Raw genomic sequence first — 14,350 nt, 5'->3', positions numbered from 1 at the left:
CGGGCCGGTCAGGGCGAAGGGAAGACTCCCGGAAACGCGGAATCCCGCCCCCTGACGGGGACGGGATCCTTGACTGTGGAGCTAAGGAGAATTGAACTCCTGACCTCTTGCATGCCATGCAAGCGCTCTACCAACTGAGCTATAGCCCCTCGTGTTCCTCGCGCTCCGCGCTGCGAACAAGAAGAACTTTAGCCGGTGACCTGCCGGAAAGCGAAATCGGCTCCGACAGGCCACCCGCGCGGGCCGGGGTGCCGGCCCAGGCGTCGGCTCAGGCGTCGTCGCCGAGCACGGGCTCGGGCAGCGACCCCGCGTTGTGCTCCAGGAGACGCCAGCCGTGCACGCCCTCGCCGAGGACGGACCAGCAGCAGTTCGACAGACCGCCCAGGGACTCCCAGTGCGTGGCCTCAAGCCCGAGCAGCCTGCCGATGGTGGTGCGGATGGTGCCGCCGTGGCTGACCACGACGAGCGTGCCCTGCTCGGGCAGCCGGTCGGCGTGCGCCAGCACCACCGGGGCGGCCCGGTCGGCCACCTCGGTCTCCAGCTCGCCACCACCGCGCCGCACCGGCTCGCCCCGCTTCCACGCGGCGTACTGCTCCCCGAACCGGGCGGTGATCTCGTCGTGGGTCAGCCCCTGCCACTCCCCCGCGTACGTCTCGCGCAGCGCGGGGTCGGAGGCGACGGTATGCCCGGTCAGCGCGGCCAGCTCGGCGGCCGTGGCCGCCGCCCGTCGCAGATCCGACGAGACGATCGCGCTCGGCTTCAGACCGGCGAGCAAACGGGCCGCCCGGCGCGCCTGGGCGACGCCGGTGTCGGTCAGCTCGATGTCCGTGGAGCCCTGAAAGCGGCGCTCCAGGTTCCAGGAGGTCTGCCCGTGGCGCCACAGCACGATGCGGCGGCCGGTGCCGCCCCTGGCGGTGGTCAGCTCAGCTCACCGTCCGTCCCGTCGTGGCCCATCAGCTGGGCGTGCTCTTCGCCCTTGCCGCGGGTCTTGACGGCGTCCTCCGGCAGCGTCAGCTCGGGGCAGTCCTTCCACAGGCGCTCCAGCGCGTAGTAGACGCGCTCCTCGCTGTGCTGGACGTGGATGACGATGTCGACGTAGTCGAGGAGGATCCAGCGCGCGTCGCGGTCGCCCTCGCGGCGTACCGGCTTGGCGCCGAGATCCTTGAGCAGCCGCTCCTCGATCTCGTCGACGATCGACTTGACCTGGCGGTCGTTGGGCGCGGAGGCGAGCAGGAAGGCGTCGGTGATCGACAGCACATCGCTGACGTCGTACGCGATGATGTCGTGAGCGAGTCGGTCGGCCGCCGCCTGGGCGGCGGCGTTGACGAGCTCGATGGAGCGGTCCGTAGCGGTCACAAGCAGGCTTTCGTCGGCGGTCTGAGACACCTCAAGGGTCTCATGTACCGCCGACGTGCCCGAAAAGGATTACCGGACGGTCACTGTTTGCTCCCGGGGATCTTGTAGTCCTGGCCGAGCACCACCGTGACCTCGGCGTTTCCGGTGGCCTTGCCCTTGGTGACGGATCCGGCCGGCAGACCGAGGGTCTTGGCGACCTCGGCCGCGCCCGCCTTCTGCGCGTCGTCCGCGTAGACGACCTCGGAGGTCGCCCGCGCGCCGGCCTTGTTGCCGCCGACGACCGCGTACCCGCCGTTGATCAGGACCACGCGGGCCGCCTCGGTGGCGTCCTTGCCGCTGGCGTCGAGGATCGCGACCCGGGTGGCCGCGCCCTGCTCGGGGGCGCTGACCTTGCCGCCGAGGACCTCCTTGACCATGCTCTGGCCGGTGTTCTCGCCGAGCGAGCCGTCGTTCTCGACGGGCAGCAGCTCGGTCTTGTACGCACCCGTCTTGGCGTGCTCGGCAAGCTTCGCGAGCGAGGCGCCGAGGTCCTTCTCCGGGAGCGACGGGTCGAGGATCTGGGCCAGGGTCTCGACGGTGATCGTGGCGGCCTTGGGATCGTCGGAGATCTTCCGCAGCACCCCGTACAGGACCTGTCCGAAGCGCTGGAGCTGCTTGGCCTCGGGCTCGCCGGACGCCCGGTAGGTGGCGTAGGCGACGGCGGCGCGGCCGTTCAGGGTCTGGTTCTCGCCCTTGTGGACCAGCGGCTCGGCGCCCTTGGCGCCGGGCACGTCGGTGTCGGTGGTGAGGTCGATGTTGCTGACCAGCTCGACCAGGTTCTCCAGGTACGGGGTGTCCAGCCGCCAGGTGCCGGCGATCTTCGCGCCGAGGAGGTTGCCGAGGGCGTCGCGGGTGCCGCTGGAGCCGTCGTCCTCGACGGACTTGGCGAGCGTGGTGGTGGAGCCCTCGTCGTTGGAGACCGCGAGCGTGTTCGGGATCAGGACGGTGGTGCCCCGGCCGGTGGTGCTGTTGTCCACGAGGAGGGCGGTGGAGGTGCCGCCGCGCTTGGTGTCGTGCAGGTGGACCACGATGGTGTCGCGCTTCTGCGGGCCGGTGGCGGTGCTCTGCCCCTGTTCGCCGCCGTCCGACGTGCCGGGGAGCATCCCGGCCGACCAGAGCCAGCCGACGCCGCCGGCGACGGCGAGCACGAGGACGACGACCAGGGCGACGACGCGGTGCCGGCCGCGACGGCGGGCCTCCTCGCGCCGCTCGGACCGGCTCTCGGTGAACTTGAGCCAGTCGATGACGTCCTCGGAGTCCTCGTCGGGCTCCTCGATGAACGAGAACTGTTCGGTGCGGTAGTCGCGCGGCTCGTCGTCCTCGGGGGACGGGCGCTGTCCGGGCACGGAGGCGGACCGCTGCGGCTGCGGGTCGGGGGTGTGCTCCGGGGGCGGAGCGGGCGCGGGGGCCTGAGGCGGAGCCGGCGCGGGAGCGGCCTCGGTCCGGACGGCCCACTGGCCGCCGGTGTCGTACGTCTGCCGCTGGTAGTCGTACGCGCCGCCGGGCTGCTGCTGACCGTACGGGTCGTACTGCGGGGAGTCGTACTGGGGCGGGTCGTACGGCGTCGGGGTCCCGGGGGCCGCGGGGGCCTGCTGCTGACCGTAGGCGTCGTAGCCGTAGTCCTGGGAGTAACCCTGGCCGTAGTCCTGCGCGTACCCCTGGGAGTGCTGGTCCTGGGTGCCGTAGTCCTGGCCGTGGGACTGCGGCGGGGTCTGCTGCGGTGACTGCTGGTGCGTCTGCTGGTGCGTCTGCTGCTGGTGTTGCTGCTGGGCCGTCGGGGGCTGCTGTGCGGTGTACGGGTCGTCGTATTGCTGCGCGACCTGCTGATACACCGGCTGTCCGTACGCGTCGTACCCGATGATCTGCGGCTGCGGTTGGTAGTACGGGTCGTACGGGTTCTGCTGATCGTTCAACGGTGCCCCTCCCCGAGGCTCGCTCGGAGGCTTACTCGCCGCGGTACAACTGGCGCTTGTCGATGTAGCGCACCACGCCGTCCGGCACCAGGTACCAGACGGGATCGCCCTGCGCCACCCTCGCCCGGCAGTCGGTGGAGGAGATGGCGAGTGCGGGGACCTCCACCAGCGACACCCCGCCCTTGGGCAGTCCGTCGTCGGTGAGGTCGTGGCCCGGCCGGGTGACGCCGATGAAGTGGGCCAGGGCGAACAGTTCCTCGGCGTTGCGCCAAGTGAGGATCTGCGACAGCGCGTCGGCGCCGGTGATGAAGAACAGGTCCGCGTCGCTGTTGAGGGAGCTCAGGTCCCGCAGGGTGTCGATGGTGTACGTCGGCCCGCCGCGGTCGATGTCGATGCGGCTGACGGAGAACTGCGGGTTGGAGGCGGTGGCGATGACCGTCATCAGGTAGCGGTCCTCGGCCGGCGAGACGGCCTTGTGGCTCTTCTGCCACGGCTGCCCGGTCGGCACGAATATCACCTCGTCGAGGTGGAACAGGGCGGCCACCTCACTGGCGGCCACCAGGTGTCCGTGATGGATCGGGTCGAACGTCCCGCCCATCACCCCGAGTCGGCGCTTGCCGCCACTGCCAGTAGGCACTTCCTGCTCTCCCATGCGTGCAGAGCCTACTGGCACGGCGTCGGGTGCCGGATCAGCGGCCTCGCGGCTCAGCGGTCGCGGTTGAAGCGGGTGACGATCCAGAGCAGCAGAAGGAGCGTGAGCAGGGCGCCGCCGCCGGTGACGAACGGGCTGAGGCTTTCGTGGTTGCCGCCGTGCTCGGCACCCTCGTTGGCGAGCGTGACCAGGTTGGCGGCGGTGGCGTGGAGGCTCATCTTCTGAAGGACCTTCGATCGGGGATGGGAGCGGAGACTTCGCGCACATCGTATGCGGGACGTCGCGGCGTGCTCACGCCGACTCAGGCGTTGGCGTCGGTGGAGCCGTTTCCGGTGCGTGCGGCGGGGGTCGCGGACGAGGTCGCGGGGGCGGCTGAGGGGCTCTCCGGAGAGGCCGGGGCGGCGGGGTCGCCGGCGGCGTCGGCGGCAGTGCCGGCACCGGCATTCGCGTCGGCATCGGTGTCGGTGCCGGTCTGGCGGTAGCCGCGCAGCAGGAACCAGGCGAGCAGCGCGCCGCCGATCATCGAGGCCAGCAGAAGGATCCGCAGGGTGTTGCCCGGCCCCTGCTCGGAGGCGGCGGCGAGCAGGGCGGGGACGGCGTGGGTGACGGGTTCCGTCATGACGGTCGTGCTCCTCGGTTGTCCACGGTGCCCGAGTTATCCACAGGGCTCCGGCACACGGTAGCCCTCTCGTCTAGGGTCTGCCTTCCGGGGTCAGGCTGGATCAGGGAGCGGGTTCCGGTGCGTGCGATCGCAAGGCGAAGGAGGGAGACAACGCGGAGCGTTGGCGACCGACGACAACGCGGCGAGCGCGCGCACCGGGGCCCGCGAGCCCAGCAAGACCCGGAAGGTAGGCCCTAGGCTGGGCGCGTCAGGGGGACGAGCACGACGACTCGTACGAACAGGGGGCATCCATGACCGAGATCCATGGGGAGAAGCTGCCGGGACGGCGGCGCAGGCGCTTCGCGGACATCTCCTCGCGGGCCTACGAGCACCCGGCGGACCGTTCGGCGCTGGTCGCGCTGCGCAAGCTGAGCGGCTTCGACACCGTGTTCAAGGCGCTGAGCGGGCTGCTGCCCGAGCGGAGCCTGAGGCTGCTGTTCCTGTCGGACTCCGTGCGGGTGAGCGACGCTCAGTTCTCGCACCTCAACGACATGCTGCGGGACGCCTGTTACATCCTGGACCTGGAGAAGGTCCCGCCGATGTACGTGACGCAGGACCCGAAGCCGAACGCGATGTGCATCGGCCTGGACGAGCCGATCATCGTGGTCACCACCGGTCTGGTGGAGCTGCTCGACGAGGAGGAGATGCGCGCGGTCGTCGGCCACGAGGTGGGCCACGCGCTCTCGGGCCACGCCGTGTACCGGACGGTGCTGCTCTTCCTCACCAGTCTCGCGCTGAAGGTCGCCTGGATCCCGCTGGGGACGGTGGCGGTCACGGCGATCGTGACCGCGCTGCGCGAGTGGTTCCGCAAGTCGGAGCTGTCCGCCGACCGGGCGGGGCTGCTGGTGGGGCAGGATCTCCAGGCCTCGATGCGCGGCCTGATGAAGATCGCGGGCGGCAACCACCTCCACGAGATGAACGTGGACGCCTTCCTCGCCCAGGCGGAGGAGTACGAGAAGGGCGGCGACCTGCGGGACTCCGTCCTGAAGATCCTCAATGTGCTGCCGCGCTCGCACCCGTTCACCACGGTCCGGGCGGCCGAGCTGAAGAAGTGGTCCGAGACCCGCGACTACCAGCGGGTCATGGACGGCCACTACCCGAAGCGCACGGAGGACAAGGACACCTCGGTGACCGACTCCTTCCGCGAGTCGGGGCGGCACTACGCGGAGTCGGTGCGGTCCAGCAAGGATCCGCTGATGAAGCTGGTCACCGACATAGCCGGCGGCGCCGGGGACCTCGCGGGCGATCTGGGCGGGAAGCTCTTCGGCCGCTTCGGCGGCGGCTCGGGTACGGCCGGGGCCGGTCCGGCGGGTACGGCCGCAGGGGAGGGTGCCGAGGACGCGCCGGGCGGCAAGGCCACGGGTGAGCCGGAGGACGCGGAGGGCAAGGAGAGCACGCAGGACCGCGACGGCGGCGAGGGCACGGGCCGATAGCTCCAGGCCAGGGTCGGGGCCAGGACAGCCCTCTAAGGAGAGGGCTGGGACTTCGGGGCGAGGACTCCGCAGAGCGCCGAGGGGGCGGGCAGGCCCGTCGCGTACGGGTCGGTGACGGCCAGGTGCGTGCGGTCGGCCCGCTCGCCCGCCAGCAGCGGACGCAGGGTGCCGCTGGTGTCGGTGTCGCAGGACTGCGGGCCGGCCTCGACGGTGCTGGTCAGCAGTGCGGCGCGGTGCGTCTGGAGGTCCTGGCGGTCGAAGCGGAAGCGCAGTTCGCGGTGGACCGTGTACAGCGAGGCCCGGTCGGCCGTGGCCTTGCCGGCGGCGGGGCGGAGTGCGTAGGTGAAGGTGTGGTCCGAGGTGACCTCCAGCTGGTCGCTGCCGACCTGCGCGTAGTGGAGGGTGCCCTGGACCCGGACGGCGGGGTCGGCGAGAACGGCCCGGTGGGGGTCGAAGCGGACCAGCCAGCCGGAGACGGCGTGCCGGCCGTCGTCCTTCGACGCGCCGGTGCTCTGGTCGAACTGCTGCTGTTGGTCGGGGTCGAGCAGCTGCCGTGCCGGGGCGACGGTCCGCCCGCCCAGGACGGCGGGGTCGAGGGAGGAGGCGACCAGATAGTCCTTGGCGATGCCGAGGGCCGCTCTGACCTGGTCCTCGGAGAAGCCGGTGGTGGGGGCGGCGGGCGGCAGGATGATCCCGGCGGCTCCGGCCGGGTAGCCGGCGGCGGGGCTGTGCGCGAAGAGGCCGGCGGCCGGGCCGCCGGGGACCGGCCCCTCGGGGACGAGCCGGACCACCGTGCTGCGCAGTGGCTCGGCGGGCTGGGCGAGCGGGACCTGGTAGGGGTTGCGGACGCCGAGATAGACGGCGGTACCGAAGGCGAGGAGGACGAGCAGAACGAGCAGCAGGGCCTGCCGGGCGCCGGTGCGGCGCGCCCGCCCGGGGCGGGGACGGACGGCCTGGGCGTGCTCGCCCATGCGTTCCCGGGCGGAGAACTCCTGGAGGCGCGCAGCGCGGATGAACGCCTCGTCGAAGACGATGGACCGGTACTCGTCCTCACCGCCGCCGGACGGCTCCTCGGGGGGCGGGACCTCCGGCGGTTGTCCTCGGCCTGCCACAGCACCTCCGCTTTCGCGCTCACCTCACGTCGACGACGTCGGACGGGTCATCGGGGGATCCGGTCCGCCACCCGTCCACTGGTACGGACGGGTGAGAAGCCCTCGCATGAGGGAGGGGTCACCACTTCAGGGTAGGCCGGTCGCGTGACCGGCGACACGGCTGGGAAGTGAGCGCCCCGGCAGGTGAGAACTTCCCTGAGTTCGTACCCATCGGGGCGGCCGTGTATCAAGGCGTCCCGGAGACGGCCGGGACCGCGGCGGGGACCGGGGGCGCGGTGGGCGCGGGGCCCGCGCCGGGGACGACCCGCGGCTTGTCGACGCCGGTGGTGGCGGGCGGCCGGATGCGGTCCTGCCGGTTCTGGGAGGCGCCCCGGTAGACGGCGCTGAAGGCGAGGGCGACCATGCCGACGCCCATCACGAGGGCGAGCACCCAGGCGACCGGGCGGTGCCAGCGGGCGCTGTTCCGGTAGGGGCGCAGGGCCCCGCCGTCCGGCCCGTAGGGGTCGGGGCCCGCGGCGGCGGTGTCCGGATCGTGACCGGGGCGCAGCCTCGGGTCGTAGCCGTCCCCGTACGGATCGTCGTCGCCGGGGCGGGCGAGGGCCCGGGTGCGGGCCGCTTCGGCCTCGGCATCGGCGCGCGCCTGCGCGGCCGCGAGCAGCCGTTCGACTGCGCTGGGCTCGTGGATGGCGGCGGCCCGTACGAAGTCCTCGTCGAAGACCACGGTGGCGAATTCCTCGTCGGCGCCGCCGCGGTCGACAGAGTCATCGGGGTCCTCGCCGTCCGAAAACGGCCTGCCCCCCACGTCGTCCGGCACGGGTTCAGCGTAGACCCGGGAGGGCGTTTTGGGCAGGGAGTACGCAACCGTCCGCTGCCCTCGTCCGCCCGAGTGCCGGGCCCTCCCGGGGTGTTTCTCAGCGGGCTCCGGTCACCGGATGTGACCGTCGCCGGTCACGATGTACTTGGTGGAGGTCAGCTCCGGCAGGCCCATCGGGCCACGGGCGTGCAGCTTCTGGGTGGAGATGCCGATCTCGGCGCCGAAGCCGAACTGTCCGCCGTCCGTGAAGCGGGTGGAGGCGTTGACGGCGACCGTGGTCGAGTCGACCAGCCGGGTGAACCGGCGGGCGGCGGCCTGGGAGGTGGTGACGATGGCCTCGGTGTGGCCGGAGCTCCAGAAGCGGATGTGCTCGACGGCCTTGTCGAGCGAGTCGACGACGGCGGCGGCGATGTCGTAGGAGAGGTACTCGGTCTCCCAGTCCTCGGGGGTGGCCGGGACGACGGTGGCCTTGGTGTCCGCGGCGTGGGCGAGGACGCGCTCGTCGGCGTGGACGGTGACGCCGGCCTCGGCCAGGGCGTCGAGGGCGCGCGGCAGGAAGGCGGCGGCGATGTCCTGGTGCACGAGGAGGGTCTCGGCGGAGTTGCAGACGCTGACCCGGTCGGCCTTGGAGTTGACCAGGATGGCGACGGCCATGTCGAGGTCGGCCTCGGCGTCCACGTAGACGTGGCAGTTGCCGGTGCCGGTCTCGATGACCGGGACGGTGGACTCCTCGACGACGGTGCGGATCAGGGAGGCGCCGCCGCGCGGGATGAGCACGTCGACGAGGCCTCGGGCGCGCATCAGTTCGCGTACGGACTCGCGGGACTCGCCGGGGACGAGCTGGACGGCGTCGGCGGGCAGTCCCGCGCCGCCGACGGCGTCGCGCAGCACCCGGACGAGGGCGCTGTTGGAGGCGTACGCGGAGGAGGAGCCGCGCAGCAGGACGGCGTTGCCGGACTTGAGGCAGAGGGCGGCGGCGTCGACGGTGACGTTGGGCCGGGCCTCGTAGATGATGCCGATGACGCCGAGCGGGACGCGGACCTGGCGCAGGTCGATGCCGTTGGGGAGGGTGGAGCCGCGCACGATCTCGCCGACCGGGTCGGGCAGGGCGGCGACGTGCCGGACGTCGGCGGCGATGGCCCGGACCCGCTCGGGGGTGAGGGTGAGCCGGTCGATGACGGACTCGCTGGTCCCGGCCGCGCGGGCGCGGGCGATGTCCTCGGCGTTGGCCTCGACGATCTCGGCCGTACGGACCTCCAGGGCGTCCGCCATGGCGAGCAGGGCGTCGTCCTTCGCCGCGCGCGGAAGTGGCGCGATATCGGCGGCCGCGGCACGGGCCCGGTAGGCGGCCTGGGCGACCGGGGACATGTTGTCGAGGGGCGTGAGCGAGGTCATGCCCGCAGGGTACTGGCAGCCCGCGGACATCCCTCACGTCTTTCCCGGCCGTCCCGCAGTCCGAGACGGGCCCGGGAAGCGGGGCGGGAAGCGGCCCGGGAAACGGCTCGGGCGCGGGGCCCGTACGGCATGCCTCCGTACGGGCTTCGGAGCCTCTGCCGGCAACCGCGCACGCGGGCGCGCGGGTCCGGCGCGCGGGCTCGGTACGCGCGGGCTCAGTAGGGGTGGACGCCGACCGGGGCGGCCGGCGGCGGACCGTAGCCCTCGGCGATCCGCTGGTGGTAGGTCTCGCGGTCGATGACCTCCAGACCGACGATCTCCCATGGCGGCAGCTGCGCGGTCTGCCGGTGCTCGCCCCACAGCCGCAGGGCGACGGCCGCGGCGTCGTGCAGATCGCGGGCCTCCTCCCAGTAGCGGATCTCGGCGTGGTCACCGGCGTAGCGGCTGGTCAGCAGGAAGGGGTGGTCGTGGGCCAGCTGTTCGAGGGCCCGGCGCACCTCCTTCAGCGGGGCCTCCCGGCCGGAGACGCTGAGCGTGACGTGCCAGAGCCGGGACACCTCCCGTTCCTGCTCCCGCGTCTGCTCGGGTCTCCTTCCCGACGACTCCGCCGGCCGTACGCCGGCGGAGCCCCCGCGGTCGAAGTCGGCTCCGGCCCCGACACTCGTCAGGGCGCGTTCGGCCGTCCCGCGGGGCTGTGCCCCTGGGCGCGCTCGTCTCACGGCGGCCTCCTGTGTGCTGCCTTCGCTGTGCTGTCGCCTGCTGCCTGGTGCTGCGCGTGCTGTGTGTCGTCCCGTCCCCTCGGCACTCCGTCTCCCCGACACAAAGTGGAGCAGTCCGCGGCGGTGCGTGGGGCGGTTTTGGTAAAGGTGCCCGCCGGTTGACCGGACTTTCAGCCGTTTCGGTTCACATGCCACCGGTCGTACGAGCCGGGCTCGTACGCACCGCGTCCGGCCGGACACGCAGGGGTACGGGGCCCCGGTCCGGTCGTACGGTTCACATCACGACGAGGTCGTCGCGGTGCACGACCTCGCGCTCGTACTCCGGGCCCAGTTCCCGGGCCAGGTCGTGGGTGGAGCGGCCGAGCATCCGGGGCAGTTCCCGGGCGTCGAAGTTGACGAGCCCGCGGGCGACGGCGTGCCCCGCGGTGTTCCGCAGCTCCACCGGGTCGCCGGCCGTGAACTCTCCCTCGGCGGCGGCGATCCCGGCGGCGAGCAGTGACTTCTTGCCCTCCACCACGGCCTTGACCGCCCCGTCGTCGAGGACGAGCGCGCCCTGGGGCGTGGAGGCGTGGGCGAGCCACAGCAGCCGGCCGGCGGAGCGGCGGCCGGTGCGGTGGAAGTACGTGCCGGTGTCGCGGCCCGTGAGGGCGTCGGCGGCGCGGCTGGCGGAGGTGAGGACGACGGGGACGCCCGCGGCGGCGGCGATCCGGGCCGCCTCGACCTTGGTGACCATGCCGCCGGTGCCGACGCCCGCCTTGCCCGCCGCGCCGATCTCGACATGGGCGATGTCGGCGGGGCCGCGTACCTCCGCGATACGGGTGGTGTCCGGGCGCGCCGGGTCGCCGTCGTACAGACCGTCCACGTCGGACAGCAGGACCAGCAGGTCGGCGCGGACGAGATGGGCGACGAGGGCGGCGAGCCGGTCGTTGTCGCCGAAGCGGATCTCGTCCGTGGCGACCGTGTCGTTCTCGTTGACGACCGGCAGCGCGCCCATGGCGAGCAGCTGGTCGAGGGTGCGGTAGGCGTTGCGGTAGTGGGCGCGGCGGCTGGTGTCGTCGCTGGTGAGGAGGACCTGGCCGACGCGGACGCCGTAGCGCGCGAAGGAGGCGGTGTAGCGGGCCACCAGCAGGCCCTGGCCGACGCTGGCGGCGGCCTGCTGGCGGGCGAGGTCCTTGGGACGGCGGGTGAGGCCGAGCGGGGCGAGTCCGGCGGCGATGGCGCCGGAGGAGACCAGCACGATCTCCTTCTCGCCGCCGCTGCGGATCTTGGCCAGGACGTCCACGAGGGCGTCCACCCGGTCGGCGTCGAGGCCCCCGGAGGCGGTGGTCAGCGAGGACGAGCCGACCTTCACCACGATCCTGCGGGCTTCCGTCACGTCCTGCCTAGCCACTGTCACCTGCGGGTCCTCGCCGTCGTGCTCGCCGTCGCGCGCGGCGCGCCGATCCGCGTGCCGTGCTCTCGCTCGGCACGCAATCTACGCGAGAGCCGCCGGCCTGCGCCCCGCTATTCCGCGGGCTGGACGGCCCGCCCGGTGTGGGCGTCCCAGGCCGAGGCGATCATGGCGCGGACGTCGTGGCGGGCGGTCCAGCCGAGTTCGGCAAAGATCCGTCCGGCCGCGGCGACCACCCGGGCCGGATCGCCGGGGCGGCGCGCGACGACTGCGGGCTCGGCGGAGCGGCCGGTGACCTCGCGGATCAGGTCGATCATCTCCCGTACGGAGACGCCCTCGCCCCGGCCGATGTTGAGGGTGAGGTCGCGCGGGGTGCCCGCCGCGGCGTCCTCGGCGAGCCGGCGGGCGGTGGCGAGATGGGCGTCGGCGAGGTCGGCGACGTGGATGTAGTCACGGACGCAGGTGCCGTCCGGGGTCGGGTAGTCGTCGCCGAAGATCAGCGGCGGCTCCCCGGCGTCGAGCCGCTGGAAGACCATGGGCACGAGGTTGGAGACGCCGGTGTCGGCCAGCTCGGGGGCGGCGGTGCCGGCCACGTTGAAGTAGCGCAGACAGGCGGTGGCCAGGCCGTGGGCCCGGCCGGCCGAGCGGACCATCCACTCGCCGGCGGTCTTCGTCTCGCCGTACGGGCTGAGCGGGGCGCAGGGGGTGTCCTCGGTGACCAGTTCGGTGTCGGGCATCCCGTACACGGAGGCGGAGGAGGAGAAGAGGAACGCGGCCACCCCGGCGTCGGCGGCGGCCTCCAGGAGGGTCTGGAGGCCGGTGACGTTCTCGCGGTAGTAGAAGAGGGGGCGTTCGACGGATTCGCCGACGGCCTTCTTCGCCGCGAGGTGGACGATGCCCCGGACGCCGTGGGCGCGCAGCACCTTGTCGAGGAAGGGCCGGTCGAGGACGGTGCCCCGCTCCAGCGGTACGCCCGCCGGGATCCGGGCCGGGTCGCCGGTGGAGAGGTCGTCCAGGACGACCACCCGTTCGCCGGCCTCGGTCATGGACTTGACGACATGGGAGCCGATGTAACCGGCGCCGCCGGTGATGAGCCACGTCATTCGGGCAGCCTAACGCGTACGGGTGAGAGGGGGCGGGGCGGCGACCCGGGGCCAGGGGCGCCGGCCCTGGTCCGGCCCGGGTCCCGGGCCCGGCGCCTGGGCCGGGTCCCGGGCCGGGCGCCGCCCCGCCGCCGTCAGTTCCCGCCGCTCCCGCCGCTCCCGCCGCGCGCGAGGGAGGCGCGGAAGGCCCGGCACTCCTCGTACACCGGCAGGATCCCGGCCTCACGGGCCTCGGCGAGCGTCGGCGCCCGCATGTCCTTGGCTGACAGCTCCGGGGTGCCGCCGGCCGGCCACTCCACGCCGATCTCGGGATCGAGCGGATGGATGCCGCGCTCACGCTGCGGGGCGTACCCCTCCGAGCAGAGGTAGACGACGGTCGCGTCGTCCGTGAGCGCGCAGAAGCCGTGGCCGAGGCCCTCGGAGAGGTAGACGGCCCTGCGCTCCTTGTCGTCGAGGCGGACGGCCTCCCAGCGGCCGAAGGTCGGCGAGCCGAGCCGGACGTCGACGATGACGTCGAGCACGGCGCCGCGCACACAGGTCACGTACTTCGCCTGGCCGGGCGGGACGTCCGCGAAGTGGATGCCCCGGACGACGCCGGCGGCGGAGACGGACATGTTGGCCTGCTTCAGGTCCAGCGGGTGGCCGGCGGCGTCGGCCAGCGCCTCCGCCTTGTACCACTCCAGGAACAGGCCCCGGGCGTCCCCGTGCTGCCTCGGGACGAGCTCCCAGGCGCCTTCGATGCCGAGCGGGTCGACCTTCATGGATAGTGCCGCTCCCTCTTTCTCTTCCTTGACGTTGTTTTCCCGACTCCGCCGCGGGCGTCCTCAGGGCTCGTGCTCGGGACTCGCGCTCAAGACTCGTACGCGAGCAGATCGAGCAGATAGTCGCCGTATCCACTCTTGGTCAGCGGCCCGGCGAGCTCGCGCAGCCGCGCGTCGTCGATGAACCCGGCGCGCCAGACGGCCTCCTCCAGGCAGCCGATCTTCATGCCCTGCCGCTCCTCGACCACCCGTACGTACTCGGACGCCTGGACGAGGGAGTGGAAGGTGCCGGTGTCCAGCCAGACCGTGCCCCGGTCGAGGACCGAGACATGGAGTTCACCGCGCTCCAGGTAGTGCCGGTTGATGTCGGTGATCTCCAGCTCGCCGCGATCACTGGGCTTGAGACCGCGGGCGATGCCGGTGACCCGGCTGTCGTAGAAGTAGAGGCCGGGCACCGCGTAGCGGGACTTCGGCCGCTCCGGCTTCTCCTCGATGGAGCGGGCACGGCCGTGTTCGTCGAAGTCGACGACCCCGTAGGCGCTGGGGTCGGAGACGGCGTGGGCGAACACCACACCGCCCTCGGGGCGCCGGAAGCGGGCGAGCTGCCGGCCGAGGCCGACCCCGTGGAAGATGTTGTCGCCGAGGATCAGGGCGACGGGTTCGTCGCCGATGAACTCCTCGCCGATGACGAACGCCTCGGCGATGCCGTTGGGGTGGTCCTGGACGGCGAACCGGATGTCGAGCCCGAAGGCGGAGCCGTCGCCGAGGAGCCGCTCGAACTGGGGGCGCTCCTCGGGACCGGTGATGACGAGGATCTCGCGCAGGCCCGCCATCACGAGGGTGGTCAGGGGGTAGTAGATCATCGGCTTGTCGAAGACCGGCATGAGCTGCTTGGAGACCGCGCGGGTGATCGGCCACAGTCGTGAACCGGTCCCGCCGGCGAGCAAAATTCCACGCATGGCTCAGCAGCGTACGGCAGCGCCTCGGCGGGGGCCGAGTCCC

15 protein-coding genes and 1 tRNA gene are annotated in these 14,350 nt (G+C 72.4%); 1 reads left to right on the top strand and 15 read right to left on the bottom strand.

Translation table 11 applies throughout. The features are described from left to right. Nucleotides 1-76 precede the first annotated feature (76 nt). The 7 genes from ACGFRB_RS12640 to ACGFRB_RS12610 form a co-directional block, all read right to left on the bottom strand. A tRNA-Ala gene (locus ACGFRB_RS12640) sits at nt 77-149 on the bottom strand. A gap of 119 nt (nt 150-268) precedes the next feature. After that, nucleotides 269-922: a histidine phosphatase family protein gene (locus tag ACGFRB_RS12635; protein ID WP_393242556.1), complete on the bottom strand. Its 654-nt coding sequence runs from the start codon at nt 920-922 to the stop codon at nt 269-271. After that, nucleotides 919-1,386: a ribosome silencing factor gene (gene rsfS, locus ACGFRB_RS12630; protein WP_363006447.1), complete on the bottom strand. Its 468-nt coding sequence runs from the start codon at nt 1,384-1,386 to the stop codon at nt 919-921. The genes ACGFRB_RS12635 and rsfS overlap by 4 nt, the downstream gene beginning before the upstream one ends. Before the next feature lie 50 nt (nt 1,387-1,436). Then, nucleotides 1,437-3,308 carry an LCP family protein gene (locus tag ACGFRB_RS12625; protein WP_393242411.1) on the bottom strand — a complete coding sequence of 624 codons (1,872 nt, stop codon included), beginning with the start codon at nt 3,306-3,308 and terminating at the stop codon, nt 1,437-1,439. 31 nt (nt 3,309-3,339) lie between these two features. After that, nucleotides 3,340-3,960 (bottom strand): nicotinate-nucleotide adenylyltransferase, encoded by a 621-nt coding sequence (gene nadD / locus ACGFRB_RS12620; protein ID WP_363006451.1) that lies wholly within the window; start codon nt 3,958-3,960, stop codon nt 3,340-3,342. A gap of 53 nt (nt 3,961-4,013) precedes the next feature. Further along, nucleotides 4,014-4,178 carry a hypothetical protein gene (locus tag ACGFRB_RS12615; RefSeq protein WP_363006453.1) on the bottom strand — a complete coding sequence of 55 codons (165 nt, stop codon included), beginning with the start codon at nt 4,176-4,178 and terminating at the stop codon, nt 4,014-4,016. A gap of 83 nt (nt 4,179-4,261) precedes the next feature. Further along, nucleotides 4,262-4,579, bottom strand: coding sequence for a hypothetical protein (locus tag ACGFRB_RS12610; RefSeq protein WP_393242558.1), 318 nt, complete (start codon nt 4,577-4,579; stop codon nt 4,262-4,264). Nucleotides 4,580-4,872: 293 nt separating this feature from the next. On the opposite strand from ACGFRB_RS12610, the gene ACGFRB_RS12605 reads away from it, so the two are divergent. Next, entirely contained in the window at nt 4,873-6,054 is a 1,182-nt protein-coding gene (locus ACGFRB_RS12605) for a M48 family metallopeptidase (RefSeq protein ID WP_393242408.1), read from the top strand. Nucleotides 6,055-6,086: 32 nt separating this feature from the next. Here ACGFRB_RS12605 and ACGFRB_RS12600 read toward each other — a convergent pair whose 3' ends face one another. The 8 genes from ACGFRB_RS12600 to rfbA all read right to left on the bottom strand — a co-directional run bounded on the left by ACGFRB_RS12600 (nt 6,087) and on the right by rfbA (nt 14,307). Further along, a complete protein-coding gene (locus tag ACGFRB_RS12600; RefSeq protein ID WP_393242405.1) occupies nt 6,087-7,166 on the bottom strand; it encodes a hypothetical protein in 1,080 nt (359 codons plus the stop codon). Between the two features lie 226 nt (nt 7,167-7,392). Next, nucleotides 7,393-7,980 carry a hypothetical protein gene (locus ACGFRB_RS12595; RefSeq protein ID WP_393242402.1) on the bottom strand — a complete coding sequence of 196 codons (588 nt, stop codon included), beginning with the start codon at nt 7,978-7,980 and terminating at the stop codon, nt 7,393-7,395. Nucleotides 7,981-8,091: 111 nt separating this feature from the next. Next, on the bottom strand, nt 8,092-9,375 hold the full coding sequence (locus ACGFRB_RS12590; protein ID WP_393242399.1) for a glutamate-5-semialdehyde dehydrogenase: 1,284 nt from the start codon (nt 9,373-9,375) through the stop codon (nt 8,092-8,094). Between the two features lie 215 nt (nt 9,376-9,590). Next, nucleotides 9,591-10,094, bottom strand: coding sequence for a hypothetical protein (locus ACGFRB_RS12585; RefSeq protein WP_393242396.1), 504 nt, complete (start codon nt 10,092-10,094; stop codon nt 9,591-9,593). A 274-nt stretch (nt 10,095-10,368) separates the two neighbouring features. Then, complete coding sequence (proB, locus tag ACGFRB_RS12580) at nt 10,369-11,469, bottom strand: glutamate 5-kinase (RefSeq protein ID WP_363006616.1); 1,101 nt, start codon at nt 11,467-11,469, stop codon at nt 10,369-10,371. 128 nt (nt 11,470-11,597) lie between these two features. Then, nucleotides 11,598-12,587 (bottom strand): UDP-glucose 4-epimerase GalE, encoded by a 990-nt coding sequence (galE, locus tag ACGFRB_RS12575; protein WP_393242394.1) that lies wholly within the window; start codon nt 12,585-12,587, stop codon nt 11,598-11,600. 134 nt (nt 12,588-12,721) lie between these two features. After that, nucleotides 12,722-13,348, bottom strand: a complete 627-nt coding sequence (gene rfbC / locus ACGFRB_RS12570; protein ID WP_393242391.1) for a dTDP-4-dehydrorhamnose 3,5-epimerase — start codon at nt 13,346-13,348, stop codon at nt 12,722-12,724. An 89-nt stretch (nt 13,349-13,437) separates the two neighbouring features. Beyond that, nucleotides 13,438-14,307, bottom strand: coding sequence for a glucose-1-phosphate thymidylyltransferase RfbA (rfbA, locus tag ACGFRB_RS12565; RefSeq protein ID WP_363006467.1), 870 nt, complete (start codon nt 14,305-14,307; stop codon nt 13,438-13,440). Nucleotides 14,308-14,350: the final 43 nt, after the last annotated feature.

The organism is Streptomyces sp. NPDC048718 (genome assembly GCF_043198875.1).
Taxonomy (GTDB): domain Bacteria; phylum Actinomycetota; class Actinomycetes; order Streptomycetales; family Streptomycetaceae; genus Streptomyces.
This window is presented reverse-complemented; position numbering and strand designations above follow the sequence as displayed.